We start from the raw sequence: 14,044 nt of genomic DNA on the forward strand, positions 1-14,044 counted from the left end.
CGCCAAGGGGTGCGCCGGGTTTAAGGAGAACATCATGGGCAAGTTTAAGTTTCCCTCCGCTTACACCATTCTCTTTTTCCTGATTGCCGTTGTGGCGGCGCTGAGCTGGGTCGTCCCCGCCGGTCAGTACCAGATGGCGATGAACGAAACCCTCGGTAAAGAAGTCCCGATTGCCGGAACGTACGCGCACGTGGCGGCACATCCGCAGGGGCTGGTTTCCGTCCTGATGGCGCCCATCGCCGGGCTGTACGATCCGGTCTCCGGCCAGGCCGGGGCGATCGACGTCGCGCTGTTTATCCTGATCATCGGCGGTTTTCTCGGGATCGTCACCAAAACCGGGGCGATTGATGCGGGGATCGAACGCGTCACCACCCGGCTGCGCGGACGCGAGGAGTGGATGATCCCGATCCTGATGGCGCTGTTTGCCGCGGGCGGCACGATTTACGGCATGGCCGAAGAGTCGCTGCCGTTCTACACCCTGCTGGTGCCGGTGATGCTGGCCGCCCGGTTCGATCCGGTTGTCGCCGCCTCTACCGTGCTGCTCGGGGCGGGGATCGGCACGCTCGGCTCTACCATAAACCCGTTTGCCACGGTGATCGCCGCCAACGCCGCCGGGATCCCCTTCACTAACGGTATCGCCCTGCGCGTGGCGCTGCTGGTCATCGGCTGGATCATCTGCGTGGCGTGGGTGATGCGCTACGCCCGTAAGGTGCGCCAGGATCCGTCGCTGTCGATCGTTGCGGATAAGCAGGAAGAGAACCGCGCCCATTTCCTCGGCGACAAGGGCGAACAGTCGCTGGAATTCACCCTGGTGCGCAAAATCATCCTGGTGATTTTCGCCCTCGCCTTCGCGGTGATGATCTACGGCGTGGCGGTGCTGGGCTGGTGGATGGCGGAGATCTCGGCGGTGTTTCTCGCCAGCGCGATCATCGTCGGCCTGATTGCCCGCATGAGCGAAGAGGAGCTGACGTCGACGTTTATCAACGGCGCGCGAGATTTGCTGGGCGTCGCGCTGATTATCGGCATCGCGCGCGGTATCGTAGTCATCATGGATAAGGGCATGATTACCCACACCATTTTGCACAGCGCGCAAGGGCTGGTCAGCGGGTTGTCCACGGTAGCGTTTATCAACGTGATGTACTGGCTGGAGGTCGTGCTGTCGTTTCTTGTGCCTTCTTCATCCGGCCTGGCCGTTCTGACGATGCCGATCATGGCGCCGCTTGCCGATTTCGCTAACGTCAACCGCGACCTGGTGGTGACGGCTTACCAGTCGGCCTCCGGCATCGTTAACCTCGTCACGCCCACTTCTGCCGTCGTGATGGGCGGGCTGGCTATCGCCCGCGTGCCCTACGTGCGTTATCTGAAATGGGTGGCGCCGCTGCTGGGCATTTTAACGGTGGTGATTATGGTGGCGTTAAGTCTGGGTGCCTTGTTGTGATTTGCCGGATGGCGCTGCGCTTATCCGGCCTACGGATCGGTGCGGTGCCACCGGTTATTTCAGGAACTGATATGGGAACTATGATGGATTACGAAGAGTACTCTCCCAAAGAGCAACTACAGCTGACGGTCTGCCAGCGCCTGATCGCAGAAAAGAGCTATCTTTCTCAGGAGGAGATCCGCCGGGATTTGCAGGAGCGTGGTTTTGAGACCATCAGCCAGTCCACCGTTTCACGTCTGCTTAAATTGCTCGGTGTCATAAAAATTCGAAATGCCAAAGGGCTAAAGATTTATTCGCTGAATCCCCAGCTGCGCCCTGCCCCCGATGCCGCGCGTACCGTGTCCGAAATGGTGGTCAGCGTCGAGCACAATAGCGAGTTTATCCTTGTTCATACCGTCGCCGGATATGGCCGCGCGGTGGCGCGTATTCTGGATTATCACCAGCTACCGGAAATTTTAGGCGTGGTGGCCGGCAGCAGTATCGTCTGGGTCGCACCCCGGGTCGTGAAGCGCACCGCCCTGGTGCATAAGCAAATTAATTATTTACTCAGAACGCATTAATATTCATAAAGAACCGTTTGCATTGAGTAAAGCGTGCATTAAATCGCTTGATCCGAAAAGCGAGCTGCGTATAATGCCCGACAATTTGCCGGGAGGAAGCATGGTCAAGCGTGTACGACATAACGTCTTACCGCGTCTGAAATCAGACGCTGGCCTGCCGTTTTTCTTCCCGTTGCTAAACCTATTCCCAGAGCCCCTCATTTGAGGGGCTTTTTTTTGCCCGGCGTCAGGAGATAAACATGAATCCGCTTTATCAAAAACACATCATTTCCATAAACGACCTCAGCCGCGAAGAGCTGGAACTGGTTCTGGAAACCGCGGCAAAACTGAAGGCCAATCCGCAACCGGAGCTGCTGAAGCACAAGGTGATTGCGAGCTGCTTCTTCGAAGCCTCGACCCGCACCCGTCTCTCCTTTGAAACCTCCATGCACCGCCTGGGCGCGAGCGTGGTGGGCTTCTCGGACAGCAGCAACACGTCGCTGGGTAAAAAAGGCGAGACCCTGGCGGATACCATTTCAGTGATTAGCACCTACGTCGACGCGATTGTGATGCGTCACCCGCAGGAGGGCGCGGCGCGTCTGGCGACCGAGTTTTCCGGCGGCATTCCGGTGCTGAACGCCGGTGACGGTGCCAACCAGCACCCGACGCAGACCCTGCTGGATCTGTTCACCATTCAGGAGACGCAGGGCAAGCTCGAGAACCTGAATATCGCCATGGTCGGCGACCTGAAGTATGGCCGCACCGTCCACTCCCTGACCCAGGCGCTGGCGAAATTTAACGGCAACCGCTTCTTCTTCATCGCGCCGGACGCGCTGGCGATGCCGCAGTACATTCTCGACATGCTGGATGAGAAAGGCATTCAGTGGAGCCTGCACGCCAGCATCGAAGAGGTGATGAGCCACGTGGATATACTGTACATGACCCGCGTGCAGAAAGAGCGTCTGGATCCGTCCGAATACGCCAACGTGAAGGCACAGTTCGTGCTGCGCGCCAGCGACCTCGAGGGCGCACGCGACAACATGAAGGTACTGCACCCGCTGCCGCGCATCGATGAGATCACCACAGACGTGGACAAAACGCCGCACGCCTGGTACTTCCAGCAGGCCGGAAACGGCATCTTCGCCCGCCAGGCGTTACTGGCACTGGTTCTGAATCGCGAATTAGCTCTGTAAGGGGAGACGACCATGACGCACGATAACAAACTCCAGGTTGAAGCCATCAAGCGTGGCACCGTGATTGACCACATCCCTGCGCAGGTGGGCTTTAAGCTGCTGACGCTGTTCAAACTGACCGAAACGGACCAGCGCATCACCATCGGCCTGAACCTGCCGTCCGGCGAGATGGGCCGCAAGGACCTGATTAAAATCGAGAACACGTTCCTGACCGACGAGCAGGTCAACCAGCTGTCGCTGTACGCGCCGGACGCCACCGTCAACCGCATCGACGAGTATGAAGTGGTCGGCAAATCCCGCCCGAGCCTGCCGGATCGCATCGAAAGCGTGCTGGTCTGCCCGAACAGCAACTGCATCAGTCACGCTGAGCCGGTTTCTTCCAGCTTTGCAGTGAAAAAACGTGCCGATGACATCGCGCTCAAATGCAAATACTGCGAAAAAGAGTTTTCTCATTATGTGGTGCTGGCCAACTAATTGAGGTTGGTAATGAAATCCCGGCTGTTATAATGGCCGGGAACATTCTTAACGCTGTCATTCTGGAGAAAACATGAGCAAAGTACTCGCGACGGAAAATGCACCCGCGGCTATCGGCCCTTACGTTCAGGGCGTTGATCTGGGTAGCATGATCATCACTTCCGGGCAGATCCCGGTGAACCCAAAAACCGGCGCGGTGCCGGAAGATGTCGCGGCGCAGGCGCGTCAGTCGCTGGAAAACGTGCAGGCTATCGTTGAATCTGCCGGTCTGAAAGTGGGCGATATCGTGAAAACCACCGTTTTCGTGAAAGATCTGAACGATTTCGCGACCGTTAACGCCACTTACGAAGCGTTCTTCACAGAGCACAACGCCACCTTCCCGGCGCGCTCCTGCGTGGAAGTGGCCCGTCTGCCAAAAGACGTGAAAATTGAAATCGAAGCGATTGCGGTACGTCGCTAATTCGCTTTGGCGATAAAAAAGGCAGCCCGGGCTGCCTTTTTTGTTGCTTGCTACTGATTCCTCGTCGCCCTGAGCAGCGTCTCCAGCGGATAGACCGCCGCAATCACCACCTCGTCCTGAACCTTCGCCGCGTTATCCAGCTCGCTCTGAATCGAGGCTATCTCTTTATCATCCAGCGTGCCCTGGCGCGCCACCAGATCCGTCAGCCTCAGGCCAATGGAGGCCAGCTTATCCACCTCCTGGATCACCGGCTTCATCGCCTTCAGCTGATAGCTGTTTTCGCTTAACGCCAGCGCGTCGCTGGTGTTGCTCTGCCAGCGGTTAAAGACGTGGCGCAGCGCGTCGGCGCTTTCCGCGTCTTCCGCATCGCTCACCAGGCGGTCCGCCCACTTGTTCATCTGGCGCACGGTGGCGCTTTCGGCGTTCAGCGCATCGGCGAAGCGGTTGAGCGGCTCGAACTGATGATAGTTTCCCGCCTGGAACTTCAGGTGCTGGCGGGTGTAATACTGCGCGGGCTCTACCGCCTGAGCGAGGATCTGCAGCGGCAGCGTGTCGGCATTACCGGCAAGGCGCGTGAACTGCACCTGCTGCTGGGTATGCTGCTGCAGCCCGACCGACACCGTCGACCAGCTGTCCATCGCCTGCAGGCGGGTGTACATGTTGTCGACGTCGTTGACGTCCTGCGCGGACCACAGCCTCTCCGCCACCGCGAAGGTGCGCGGCCACAGGCGGATATCCAGCACCGGCGCCACCACGTTTTCCGCCCACAGCGCGGCTTCCCCGCCGAGCAGGTTGGCCTGATTCGCCACGTCCGGCACGACGGGAGGAATGCCTTTCGGCACCGCGTCCAGACGCGTGCCGCTGATTGGGTAACGCGTATTCCCCACCAGGAAATAGCCGGTAAGCTTGTCGTTATCAACGGAAACCACCGGGCGCGTCTCGCCCATCCACGTATCGACGGTAAAGGTCACCTGGCTGTCATTGCGCCATTCAATATCCTGCACCGCGCGGCGGGATTTCCCGGCAAAATCAATAAATCCGCGCCAGCCTGCGTCCCCTTTCACCAGCGTGAAGCTCCCCTCCACCGGCTTGCCCTTCAGGCGCGGCATGGAAAAGGCCCAGCTCTGGACGCTGTCGGTGTCTGCAATCACGTCCACGCCGTTCAGGCCCTGCGGGACAATTTCGTTGCGGTAGTGATAGGCGGTGGACTGGGGCTGGTCGAGATAGAAACCGGTGGAGAGAATGCCCTTGTAGCCGTTCTGCGCCACCTGCCCCAGCGCGTCCTGGCCCTGCCAGGACTGGATCAGAATGCTTTTCGGCAGGTCGGGATGGTAGATCTCGTCCCAGCCGACCATCTGCCGGTGATGCTTCTCAAGGATCGTCTCCAGTTTACGGTTGAAGTACGCCTGCAGCGCGTGGCTGTCCGCCAGCCTGTTGTCGCGCATGAAATTCTGGATCGCGGCGTTCGCTTTCCACTGGCTGTCGTCGACCTCGTCACCGCCGATATGCAGATACGGATCGGGGAAGATCGCCGCCAGTTCGCTGACCATTGCGTCGGCAAAAGCGTAAGTTGCGTCTTTTGTCGGATCCAGCACCGGCTTCAGCACGCCCCAGTGGCGCTCCATGGCGTACGGTCCCGGCGCGCTCATCAGCTCCGGGTAGGCCACGGCAATCGCCGAGGCGTGGCCCGGCATGTCGATCTCCGGCACCACGCGAATGCCGCGCTCGGCGGCGTAACGCACCACCTCGCGCATCTGTTCAGGCGTGTAGTACAGCCCGTCGCTGGCAAGCTGCGTCAGCTTAGGGTAGCGCTTCGAGCTGAAGCGCCAGCCCTGATCGTCGGTCAGGTGCCAGTGCAGGACGTTGAGCTTCGCCGCGGCCATGCCGTCGATCTGGCGCTTGATATCCGGCAGCGGAATAAAGTGGCGCGCCGAGTCGAGCAGCAGCCCGCGCCACGGGAAGCGCGGCGAATCTTCAATGGTGACCCACGGCAGCGAGGTGTTTTCCGCGCCGTTCTGCATCAGCTGGAGCAGCGTTTCCATGGCGCGCAGCGCGCCGAAGCGGGTGTTGGCGGAGATATCGACGCCGCTGGCGTCCACCGTCAGCCTGTAGCTTTCATCGCTGTCCGGCAGAGGCTGCGGCTTCACCTTTTTGGCAATCGCGATGCGGATGGTCGGTTTGTCTGGCTTTTCAGCCTGCGGCTGCAGCGTCCAGCCGGTTTGCAGGGCCATGCGCTGGCGCAGGCGGCTGACGGCGTCACCGAGATCGTCCCCGCTGACGCTAATGGATACGTTGTTGCTGAGCACCAGCGCGCCCTGGGTCGTCGGGCGTTCGACCTTGGCAGGCCAGGGCATCAAAGGGAGATCGCCTGCCGGGGCGGCAAACGCAGAGGCGCCGAGCATCAGCCCGGCGGTTAAGAGACTGTACCGTAACATGAATGTTCCTTATCTGACGGGCCAAATAAAGGCAAAACATTCTGTTAACATGCGCTCAATTTGTCGTCAAGCAAATGCGCCGACGGAGATCACAGGTTGTTGAATTTGGGAGGAAAGCCAGTCCCCTCCCCCCCAAGGGGCGAGGGTGAAAGGCGGCACCGAGCGGTCCCCTCTCCCTTCCAGGGAGAGGGTTAGGGTGAGGGTATGTTTTTACTGCCATCCATACCGACGCGCATAGAATCCTTTCACCATCTGCGTCAGCACCATATAGCCCGCAAGGATTGCCACCAGCCACGGGAAGTAGCCCAGCGGCAGCGCCTGAAGCTGCAGGTAGCCTGCCAGCGGCGAGAACGGCAGCGCGATACCGAGCGCCATCACAATGCCCGTCATCACAATCAACGGCCATGCGGCACGGCTCTGGATGAACGGAATGCGGCGGGTACGGATCATATGAACAATCAGCGTCTGCGACAGCAGACCTACCACAAACCAGCCGGACTGGAACAGCGTCTGGTGTTCCGGGGTGTTGGCGTGGAACACAAACCACATCAGGCAGAACGTCAGAATGTCGAAGATGGAGCTGATCGGCCCAAAGAACAGCATAAAGCGCCCGAGATCCGCCGGGTTCCAGTGCTGCGGCTTCTGGATCTGCTCGTCGTCGACGTTATCAAACGGGATCGCTACCTGAGACACGTCGTACATCAGGTTCTGGATCAGCAGGTGCAGCGGCAGCATCGGCAGGAACGGCAGAAACGCGCTCGCCACCAGCACGCTGAAGACGTTACCGAAGTTGGAGCTGGCGGTCATTTTGATGTACTTGAGCATGTTGGCAAAGGTACGGCGACCTTCGATCACGCCCTCCTCCAGCACCATCAGGCTCTTTTCCAGCAGGATGATATCCGCCGCTTCGCGGGCGATGTCCACCGCACCATCGACGGAGATACCGATGTCCGCCGCACGCAGCGCGGGCGCGTCGTTGATGCCGTCTCCCATAAAGCCCACCACGTGTCCTTCGCGCTTGAGCAGGGTGACGATGCGCTCTTTGTGCATCGGCGTCAGTCGGGCAAACAGCGTGGTACGCTGGGCAAGCTTCGCCAGCTCGTCATCAGAGAGATGTTCAATATCGCTCCCCACCACCACGTCGCCCGCGTCCAGCCCCACTTCATGGCACACTTTGGCCGCCACCAGCTCGCTGTCGCCGGTGAGAATTTTGACGGTAATACCGCTCGCCTTCAGCGCCTTCAGCGCCGGCGCGGTGGTCTCTTTCGGCGGATCGAGGAAGGCGATGTAGCCCTCGAGGATCAGATCGGATTCATCGATACGCTGATAGTCACCCTCGCGCGCGGGCAGGAACTTGCTCGCGACCGCCACCACGCGCAGCCCCTGACGGTTCAGGTTATCGGTGACGCGCTTGATGCGGCGCATCATGGTGTCGTCCAGCGGCACGATGTCGCCGTTATAGCGCACCTGCGTCGACACGTTGAGGATCTCCTGCAGCGCCCCTTTGCAGATCAGCTGGTGCACGTCCGTCTGCTCGCTCACCACCACCGACATGCGGCGGCGCTCGAAGTCGAACGGGATCTCATCCACCTTCTGCCAGCGGCCGGAGAGCGTGCGGGCGGATTCCTCGTCCACCCCTTCCAGCACCGCGACGTCGAGCAGGTTTTTCAGCCCGGTCTGGTAATGGCTGTTCAGCCACGCGCTGTGCAGGACGCGCTCGCTGGTTTTGCCGGAGATATCGGTGTGGTTCTCCAGCACGATTTTGTCCTGCGTCAGGGTGCCGGTTTTATCGGTGCAGAGGATGTCCATCGCGCCAAAGTTCTGGATGGCGTCGAGGTGTTTAACGATCACTTTCTGTTTAGAGAGCTTCACCGCCCCGCGCGCCAGCGTGGAGGTGACAATCATCGGCAGCATTTCCGGCGTCAGGCCAACGGCCACGGAGAGCGCAAACAGGGCCGCTTCCCACCAGTCGCCTTTGGTGTAGCCGTTGATCAGCAGCACGATTGGCGTCATCACCATCATAAAGCGGATCAGCAGCATGCTGACGCGGCCAATCCCTTTCTGGAAGGCGTTTGGCTCGCTCTCCTGCTCGCTGACGCGCCCGGCAAGCTGACCAAACCAGGTGTTGCCCCCGGTGGCGGTAACAATCGCCTGCGCGGTGCCGCTGACCACCGTGGTGCCCATAAAGCACAGGGTGTCACACTCGAGCGGGTTCATCTGCTGCGGGTCGCGGCTGCGCGCTACCTTTTCAACGGGCAGGGATTCCCCGGTCAGCGAGGCCTGCGCCACGAACAAATCGCGCGCCTGGATGATGCGTAAATCCGCCGGGATCATGTCTCCCGCGGCCAGCTTCACCAGATCGCCCGGCACCAGCTGGTCGATAGGCAGCTCCACCCAGGCGTTTTCGCCGAGATCGTTAATCACGCGCGAGACGGTCGCGGTGTTGCTGACCATCGCCTTCAGGGCGTCCGCCGCTTTGGTGGAGCGGGCCTCCTGAATAAAGTTCAGCAGCGTGGAGATACCCACCATCAGGGCAATCACCCCTGCGGCAAACAGATCTTCCGTCGCGTAGGAGATGAGGCCGAGCACGGTCAGCAGCAGGTTGAACGGGTTGCGGTAGCAGAGCCACAGGTGCACCCACCACGGAGACGGCTTTTGCGCTGGGATCTGGTTATCGCCGTGTACGGCGCGCATTTTTTCCACTTCGGCCGCGTTGAGCCCTTCCGGGTGTCCGCCGAACGCGCGCCAGACTTCGTTTTCATCCATCGCCGCCACGTTCAGGCAGCGTTCGCTCAGGGAGGCGGGGATCGCCGCCCCCGCCATGTTTTTGGCGTTTGGCAGCGGGTCGCGTTGAACAAGACGGTGTGGCAGGTGGCGGCTCAGCAGCGCCTGCAGCTGCCGGGTGATATTTTTAAACATAGTCATTCCTCCGCATCCGCCGGGGCGGATGCAGCAATTCCTTCAGGCGTGGCGAAGCCGTACCTGAGAGGCACTTAATTTTTTAAGCAGGAACGTTTAAGACGTTGCTGCCTCACGCCGGTGAGACAGCAAAAGCTGGCTTACCGGAAAGAACGCATTCTCCCGTTCAGGAGAGGTGTGGGATCGGGATCCATGAAGCCTCCGGTAAGTAAAAAAACAGGGTGTTGCCGCGCAGTCCAGGGATTTAGGCATACCCTTTATGACGATTCGGGCGGTATTATACCCCCCTGCAAATAAACCAAACGTAAACCAGACTTTGCCCATAGCGAAATCGCGCTATAGCATTAGGCTCAATTCACTACATCGTCGTTGTTACAGGGAATACAGCATGCAGAACCGCCTTACGATTAAAGACATCGCGCGTTTAAGCGGCGTGGGGAAATCGACCGTCTCACGCGTGCTGAACAACGAAAGCGGCGTCAGCGAACGCACCCGCGAGCGCGTTGAGGCGGTCATGAATCAGCACGGTTTTTCCCCTTCCCGATCCGCGCGCGCCATGCGCGGGCAGAGTGACAAAGTCGTCGCCATTATTGTCTCGCGTCTGGATTCTCTGTCTGAAAACCTCGCCGTGCAGACCATGCTGCCCGCCTTCTACGAGCAGGGGTATGATCCGATCATGATGGAGAGTCAGTTTTCTGTGCAGCTGGTTGAAGAGCACCTGGGCATGCTCCAGCGGCGCAACATTGACGGCGTGGTGCTGTTCGGTTTTACCGGCATTAAGGACGAGATGCTAAAACCCTGGCAGCCTTCGCTGGTGCTGCTGGCGCGCGATGCCCACGGGTTTGCCTCCGTCTGCTACGACGACGAGGGCGCGATTATCACCCTGATGCAGCGCCTGTTTGACGAAGGCCATCGCCACATCAGCTTCCTCGGCGTCCCGCACGCGGACGTCACCACCGGCAAGCGTCGGCATGAGGCCTACCTGGCTTTTTGCAAAAAGCACAATCTCTCCGCCGTGGCCTCCCTGCCGGGGCTGGGCATGAAGCAGGGCTACGAGCAGGTCGCCAGCGTTCTGACGCCGCAGACCACGGCGCTGGTGTGTGCCACGGATACCCTGGCGCTGGGTGCGAGCAAATATCTGCAGGAGCAGCGCATCGATAACCTGCAGGTGGCGAGCGTCGGCAGCACGCCGCTGATGAAGTTCCTGCACCCGGAAATTATCACCGTCGATCCGGGCTACGCCGAGTCCGGCAGGCAGGCCGCCGCGCAGCTGATCGAGCAGATAAACGGGCGTTCAGAGCCCCGTCAGATCGTCATTCCCGCTCACCTTTCGTAACCCCTCTAAAACAGATTATTGTGATCTTCGCCTGATTTCGGGAACGTTCCCATTTTCGCCGTCACGCTGAAGGAGTAGGCTTGCGCTCAGGTCATTACACCCCTCACCATCTGTCATGAGGTTTCATGATGAGTAAAGTCAAACAAGCAGATATCGATCAGTTGATCGTCCTGGTCGGTGGCCGCGAAAACATCGCTACCGTCAGCCATTGCATTACCCGCCTGCGCTTCGTGCTGAACGATCCGGCCAAAGCCAACCCGAAGGCCATTGAAGAACTTTCCATGGTCAAAGGCTGCTTCACCAACGCCGGGCAGTTCCAGGTCGTTATTGGTACCGAAGTGGGCGATTACTATCAGGCTCTGCTGGCGACAACCGGGCACTCCTCCGCCGATAAAGAGCAGGCGAAGAAGGCCGCGCGCCAGAATATGAAGTGGCACGAGCAGCTGATTTCCCACTTCGCGGAAATTTTCTTCCCGCTGCTGCCGGCGCTGATCAGCGGGGGCTTAATCTTAGGCTTCCGTAACGTCATCGGCGATGTACCGATGAGCGACGGCAAAACCCTGGCGCAGATGTATCCGGCGCTGAAAACCGTTTACGATTTCCTGTGGCTGATTGGCGAGGCGATCTTCTTCTATCTGCCGGTCGGGATTTGCTGGTCCGCGGTGCGCAAGATGGGCGGCACGCCGATTCTCGGTATCGTGCTGGGCGTCACGCTGGTCTCTCCACAGTTAATGAACGCTTACTTACTTGGTCAGCAGGTGCCTGAGGTGTGGAACTTCGGCCTGTTTACTATCGCCAAAGTGGGCTATCAGGCGCAGGTCATTCCGGCCCTGCTGGCGGGTCTGGCGCTGGGCTTTATTGAAACGCGCCTGAAGCGCATCGTGCCGGATTACCTCTATCTGGTGGTGGTGCCGGTCTGCTCGCTGATTCTGGCGGTGTTCCTGGCGCACGCCTTTATCGGTCCGTTTGGCCGCATGATCGGCGACGGCGTGGCCTTCGCGGTGCGTCACCTGATGACCGGCAGCTTCGCGCCGATTGGAGCCGCACTGTTTGGCTTCCTGTACGCCCCGCTGGTGATCACCGGCGTGCACCAGACCACGCTGGCCATTGATATGCAGATGATCCAGAGCCTCGGCGGCACGCCGGTCTGGCCGATTATCGCCCTGTCTAACATTGCCCAGGCGTCGGCGGTTACCGGCATCATCATCGTCAGCCGCAAGCACAACGAGCGTGAGATCTCCGTTCCGGCGGCCATCTCTGCCTACCTCGGCGTCACCGAACCGGCGATGTACGGTATCAACCTGAAGTACCGCTTCCCGATGCTCTGCGCGATGATCGGTTCCGGTCTGGCTGGCCTGGTGTGTGGTCTGAACGGCGTGATGGCGAACGGGATTGGCGTCGGCGGCCTGCCGGGCATTCTCTCCATCCAGCCCGCTTACTGGCAGGTGTTTGCCCTGGCGATGGCCATCGCGATTATCGTCCCAATGGCGCTCACCACCGTGGTTTACCAGCGTAAGTTCCGTCAGGGCTCGCTGCAGATTGTTTAACTTCTTCTTTCGGGGCGCAGTTGCGCCCCTTCGCATTTGCAGGAACGCATTATGAATACCCTTCCTCACTGGTGGCAGAACGGCGTCATCTATCAGATTTACCCAAAGAGTTTCCAGGACACCACCGGCAGCGGCACCGGCGATCTGCGCGGCGTGACGAAGCGTCTGGACTACCTGAAAACCCTCGGCATCGACGCCATCTGGCTGACGCCGTTTTATATCTCCCCGCAGGTGGATAACGGCTACGACGTGGCGAATTACACCGCCATCGACCCGGCCTACGGCACGCTGGATGATTTCGACGAGCTGGTTGCCCGGGCGCACGAGCGCGGCATCCGCATCGTGCTGGACATGGTGTTTAACCACACCTCCACGCAGCACGCCTGGTTCCGCGAGTCGCTGAACAAAGCGAGCCCGTACCGCCAGTTCTACATCTGGCGCGACGGCACGCCGGAGCAGCTTCCCAACAACTGGCGCTCCAAGTTTGGCGGCAACGCCTGGCGCTGGCACGCCGAGAGCGAGCAGTATTACCTGCACCTGTTCGCGCCGGAACAGGCGGACCTCAACTGGGAAAACCCGGCGGTGCGCGCCGAGCTGAAAAAGGTGTGCGAGTTCTGGGCCGATCGCGGCGTGGACGGCCTGCGTCTCGACGTGATTAACCTGATTTCAAAAGACCAGGATTTCCCGGACGACAACACCGGAGACGGCCGCCGCTTCTATACCGACGGGCCGCGCGTTCACGAATATCTGCAGGAGATGAGCCGGGACGTCTTCACCCCGCGCAACCTGATGACGGTGGGCGAGATGTCCTCGACCTCGCTGGAGAACTGCCAGCAGTACGCCTCGCTCGACGGCAGCGAGCTGTCGATGACCTTTAACTTCCACCACCTGAAGGTGGACTACCCCGGCGGCGAAAAGTGGACGAAGGCAAAGCCGGACTTCGTGGCGCTGAAAACCCTCTTCCGCCACTGGCAGCAGGGCATGCACAACAGGGCCTGGAACGCGCTGTTCTGGTGTAACCACGATCAGCCGCGCATCGTGTCGCGCTTTGGTGACGAAGGAGAATACCGCGTACAGGCCGCGAAGATGCTCGGCATGGTGCTGCACGGCATGCAGGGCACGCCGTATATCTACCAGGGCGAAGAGCTGGGGATGACGAACCCGCACTTCAGCCGCATCACCGATTACCGCGACGTGGAGAGCCTGAACATGTTCGCCGAACTGCGCGCCAACGGCCGCGAGCCGGAGGAATTGCTGGCGATTCTGGCGAGTAAGTCCCGCGATAACGGGCGAACCCCAATGCAGTGGGACGCGTCGCACAATGCGGGCTTTACCGAGGGCGAGCCGTGGATTGGCGTCTGCGATAACTACGAGACGGTGAACGCCCGCGCGGCGCTGGACGACCCGGATTCGGTGTTCTACACCTACCAGTCGCTGATTAGCCTGCGCAAAACCCTGCCGGTGCTGACGTGGGGGGATTATGAGGATCTCCTGCCGGAACATCCTTCTCTTTGGTGCTACCGTCGTCAGTGGCAGGGGCAGACGCTGATGGTGGCGGCGAACCTGAGTAATACGCCTCAGGAATGGCAGGCAGACGCTCTCAGCGATAAGTCGCAGGTGCTGATGAGTAACTACCCGGCACCGCAAACGACGTCACTCCGTCCGTTTGAAGCCGTCTGGTGGTTGCAGCAGTAATTTTCCCT

General features: G+C 59.9%; 11 protein-coding genes and 1 pseudogene. 9 read left to right on the forward strand and 3 right to left on the reverse strand.

Annotation, left to right across the window (positions count from 1 at the left end; all coding sequences use genetic code 11):
- The first annotated feature begins 34 nt into the window (after nucleotides 1-34).
- Together ADJ24_RS12420 and ADJ24_RS12425 are read left to right on the forward strand one after the other, a co-directional pair.
- A complete protein-coding gene (locus tag ADJ24_RS12420) occupies nucleotides 35-1,438 on the forward strand; it encodes a YfcC family protein (RefSeq protein WP_023310200.1) in 1,404 nt (467 codons plus the stop codon).
- Between the two features lie 80 nt (nucleotides 1,439-1,518).
- Complete coding sequence (locus tag ADJ24_RS12425) at nucleotides 1,519-1,998, forward strand: arginine repressor (RefSeq protein WP_029739272.1); 480 nt, start codon at nucleotides 1,519-1,521, stop codon at nucleotides 1,996-1,998.
- A gap of 3 nt (nucleotides 1,999-2,001) precedes the next feature.
- Here the strand turns inward: ADJ24_RS12425 and ADJ24_RS25080 are convergent.
- Nucleotides 2,002-2,119 (reverse strand): annotated as a pseudogene (locus ADJ24_RS25080) (hypothetical protein).
- Between ADJ24_RS25080 and ADJ24_RS24270 the strand changes: the two are divergent.
- From ADJ24_RS24270 to ridA, 4 genes are all read left to right on the forward strand, one after another.
- The gene (locus ADJ24_RS24270; RefSeq protein ID WP_022646880.1) at nucleotides 2,099-2,203 is read left to right on the forward strand and encodes a pyrBI operon leader peptide; all 105 of its coding nucleotides are present in this window, start codon (nucleotides 2,099-2,101) and stop codon (nucleotides 2,201-2,203) included. The pseudogene ADJ24_RS25080 and the gene ADJ24_RS24270 overlap by 21 nt on opposite strands.
- Nucleotides 2,204-2,237: 34 nt before the next feature.
- Complete coding sequence (gene pyrB, locus ADJ24_RS12430) at nucleotides 2,238-3,170, forward strand: aspartate carbamoyltransferase (protein WP_023310198.1); 933 nt, start codon at nucleotides 2,238-2,240, stop codon at nucleotides 3,168-3,170.
- A gap of 12 nt (nucleotides 3,171-3,182) precedes the next feature.
- On the forward strand, nucleotides 3,183-3,644 hold the full coding sequence (pyrI, locus tag ADJ24_RS12435; RefSeq protein ID WP_023310197.1) for an aspartate carbamoyltransferase regulatory subunit: 462 nt from the start codon (nucleotides 3,183-3,185) through the stop codon (nucleotides 3,642-3,644).
- Nucleotides 3,645-3,717: 73 nt separating this feature from the next.
- Complete coding sequence (gene ridA / locus ADJ24_RS12440) at nucleotides 3,718-4,104, forward strand: 2-iminobutanoate/2-iminopropanoate deaminase (RefSeq protein WP_008501391.1); 387 nt, start codon at nucleotides 3,718-3,720, stop codon at nucleotides 4,102-4,104.
- A 50-nt stretch (nucleotides 4,105-4,154) separates the two neighbouring features.
- Here ridA and ADJ24_RS12445 read toward each other — a convergent pair whose 3' ends face one another.
- Both ADJ24_RS12445 and mgtA read right to left on the reverse strand, forming a co-directional pair.
- The gene (locus ADJ24_RS12445; RefSeq protein ID WP_023310196.1) at nucleotides 4,155-6,539 is read right to left on the reverse strand and encodes a beta-N-acetylhexosaminidase; all 2,385 of its coding nucleotides are present in this window, start codon (nucleotides 6,537-6,539) and stop codon (nucleotides 4,155-4,157) included.
- Between the two features lie 210 nt (nucleotides 6,540-6,749).
- On the reverse strand, nucleotides 6,750-9,458 hold the full coding sequence (gene mgtA, locus ADJ24_RS12450) for a magnesium-translocating P-type ATPase (protein ID WP_023310195.1): 2,709 nt from the start codon (nucleotides 9,456-9,458) through the stop codon (nucleotides 6,750-6,752).
- Nucleotides 9,459-9,846: 388 nt separating this feature from the next.
- On the opposite strand from mgtA, the gene treR reads away from it, so the two are divergent.
- From treR to treC, 3 genes are all read left to right on the forward strand, one after another.
- Entirely contained in the window at nucleotides 9,847-10,794 is a 948-nt protein-coding gene (treR, locus tag ADJ24_RS12455; protein WP_023310194.1) for a trehalose operon repressor TreR, read from the forward strand.
- A gap of 128 nt (nucleotides 10,795-10,922) precedes the next feature.
- The gene (treB, locus tag ADJ24_RS12460; protein ID WP_023310193.1) at nucleotides 10,923-12,341 is read left to right on the forward strand and encodes a PTS trehalose transporter subunit IIBC; all 1,419 of its coding nucleotides are present in this window, start codon (nucleotides 10,923-10,925) and stop codon (nucleotides 12,339-12,341) included.
- Between the two features lie 51 nt (nucleotides 12,342-12,392).
- Entirely contained in the window at nucleotides 12,393-14,036 is a 1,644-nt protein-coding gene (gene treC, locus ADJ24_RS12465; protein WP_023310192.1) for an alpha,alpha-phosphotrehalase, read from the forward strand.
- Nucleotides 14,037-14,044: the final 8 nt, after the last annotated feature.

Source organism: Enterobacter sp. 940_PEND, assembly GCF_001059415.1.
GTDB classification, from domain to species: domain Bacteria; phylum Pseudomonadota; class Gammaproteobacteria; order Enterobacterales; family Enterobacteriaceae; genus Enterobacter; species Enterobacter cloacae_M.

Bases quoted from the DNA above. Each gene is read 5' to 3' on its own strand.
- ADJ24_RS12420 (WP_023310200.1), top strand. From the start codon at position 35: ATGGGCAAGTTTAAGTTTCCCTCCGCTTACACCATTCTCTTTTTCCTG.
- ADJ24_RS12425 (WP_029739272.1), top strand. From the start codon at position 1,519: ATGATGGATTACGAAGAGTACTCTCCCAAAGAGCAACTACAGCTGACG.
- ADJ24_RS24270 (WP_022646880.1), top strand. From the start codon at position 2,099: ATGGTCAAGCGTGTACGACATAACGTCTTACCGCGTCTGAAATCAGAC.
- pyrB (WP_023310198.1), top strand. From the start codon at position 2,238: ATGAATCCGCTTTATCAAAAACACATCATTTCCATAAACGACCTCAGC.
- pyrI (WP_023310197.1), top strand. From the start codon at position 3,183: ATGACGCACGATAACAAACTCCAGGTTGAAGCCATCAAGCGTGGCACC.
- ridA (WP_008501391.1), top strand. From the start codon at position 3,718: ATGAGCAAAGTACTCGCGACGGAAAATGCACCCGCGGCTATCGGCCCT.
- ADJ24_RS12445 (WP_023310196.1), bottom strand. From the start codon at position 6,539: ATGTTACGGTACAGTCTCTTAACCGCCGGGCTGATGCTCGGCGCCTCT.
- mgtA (WP_023310195.1), bottom strand. From the start codon at position 9,458: ATGTTTAAAAATATCACCCGGCAGCTGCAGGCGCTGCTGAGCCGCCAC.
- treR (WP_023310194.1), top strand. From the start codon at position 9,847: ATGCAGAACCGCCTTACGATTAAAGACATCGCGCGTTTAAGCGGCGTG.
- treB (WP_023310193.1), top strand. From the start codon at position 10,923: ATGAGTAAAGTCAAACAAGCAGATATCGATCAGTTGATCGTCCTGGTC.
- treC (WP_023310192.1), top strand. From the start codon at position 12,393: ATGAATACCCTTCCTCACTGGTGGCAGAACGGCGTCATCTATCAGATT.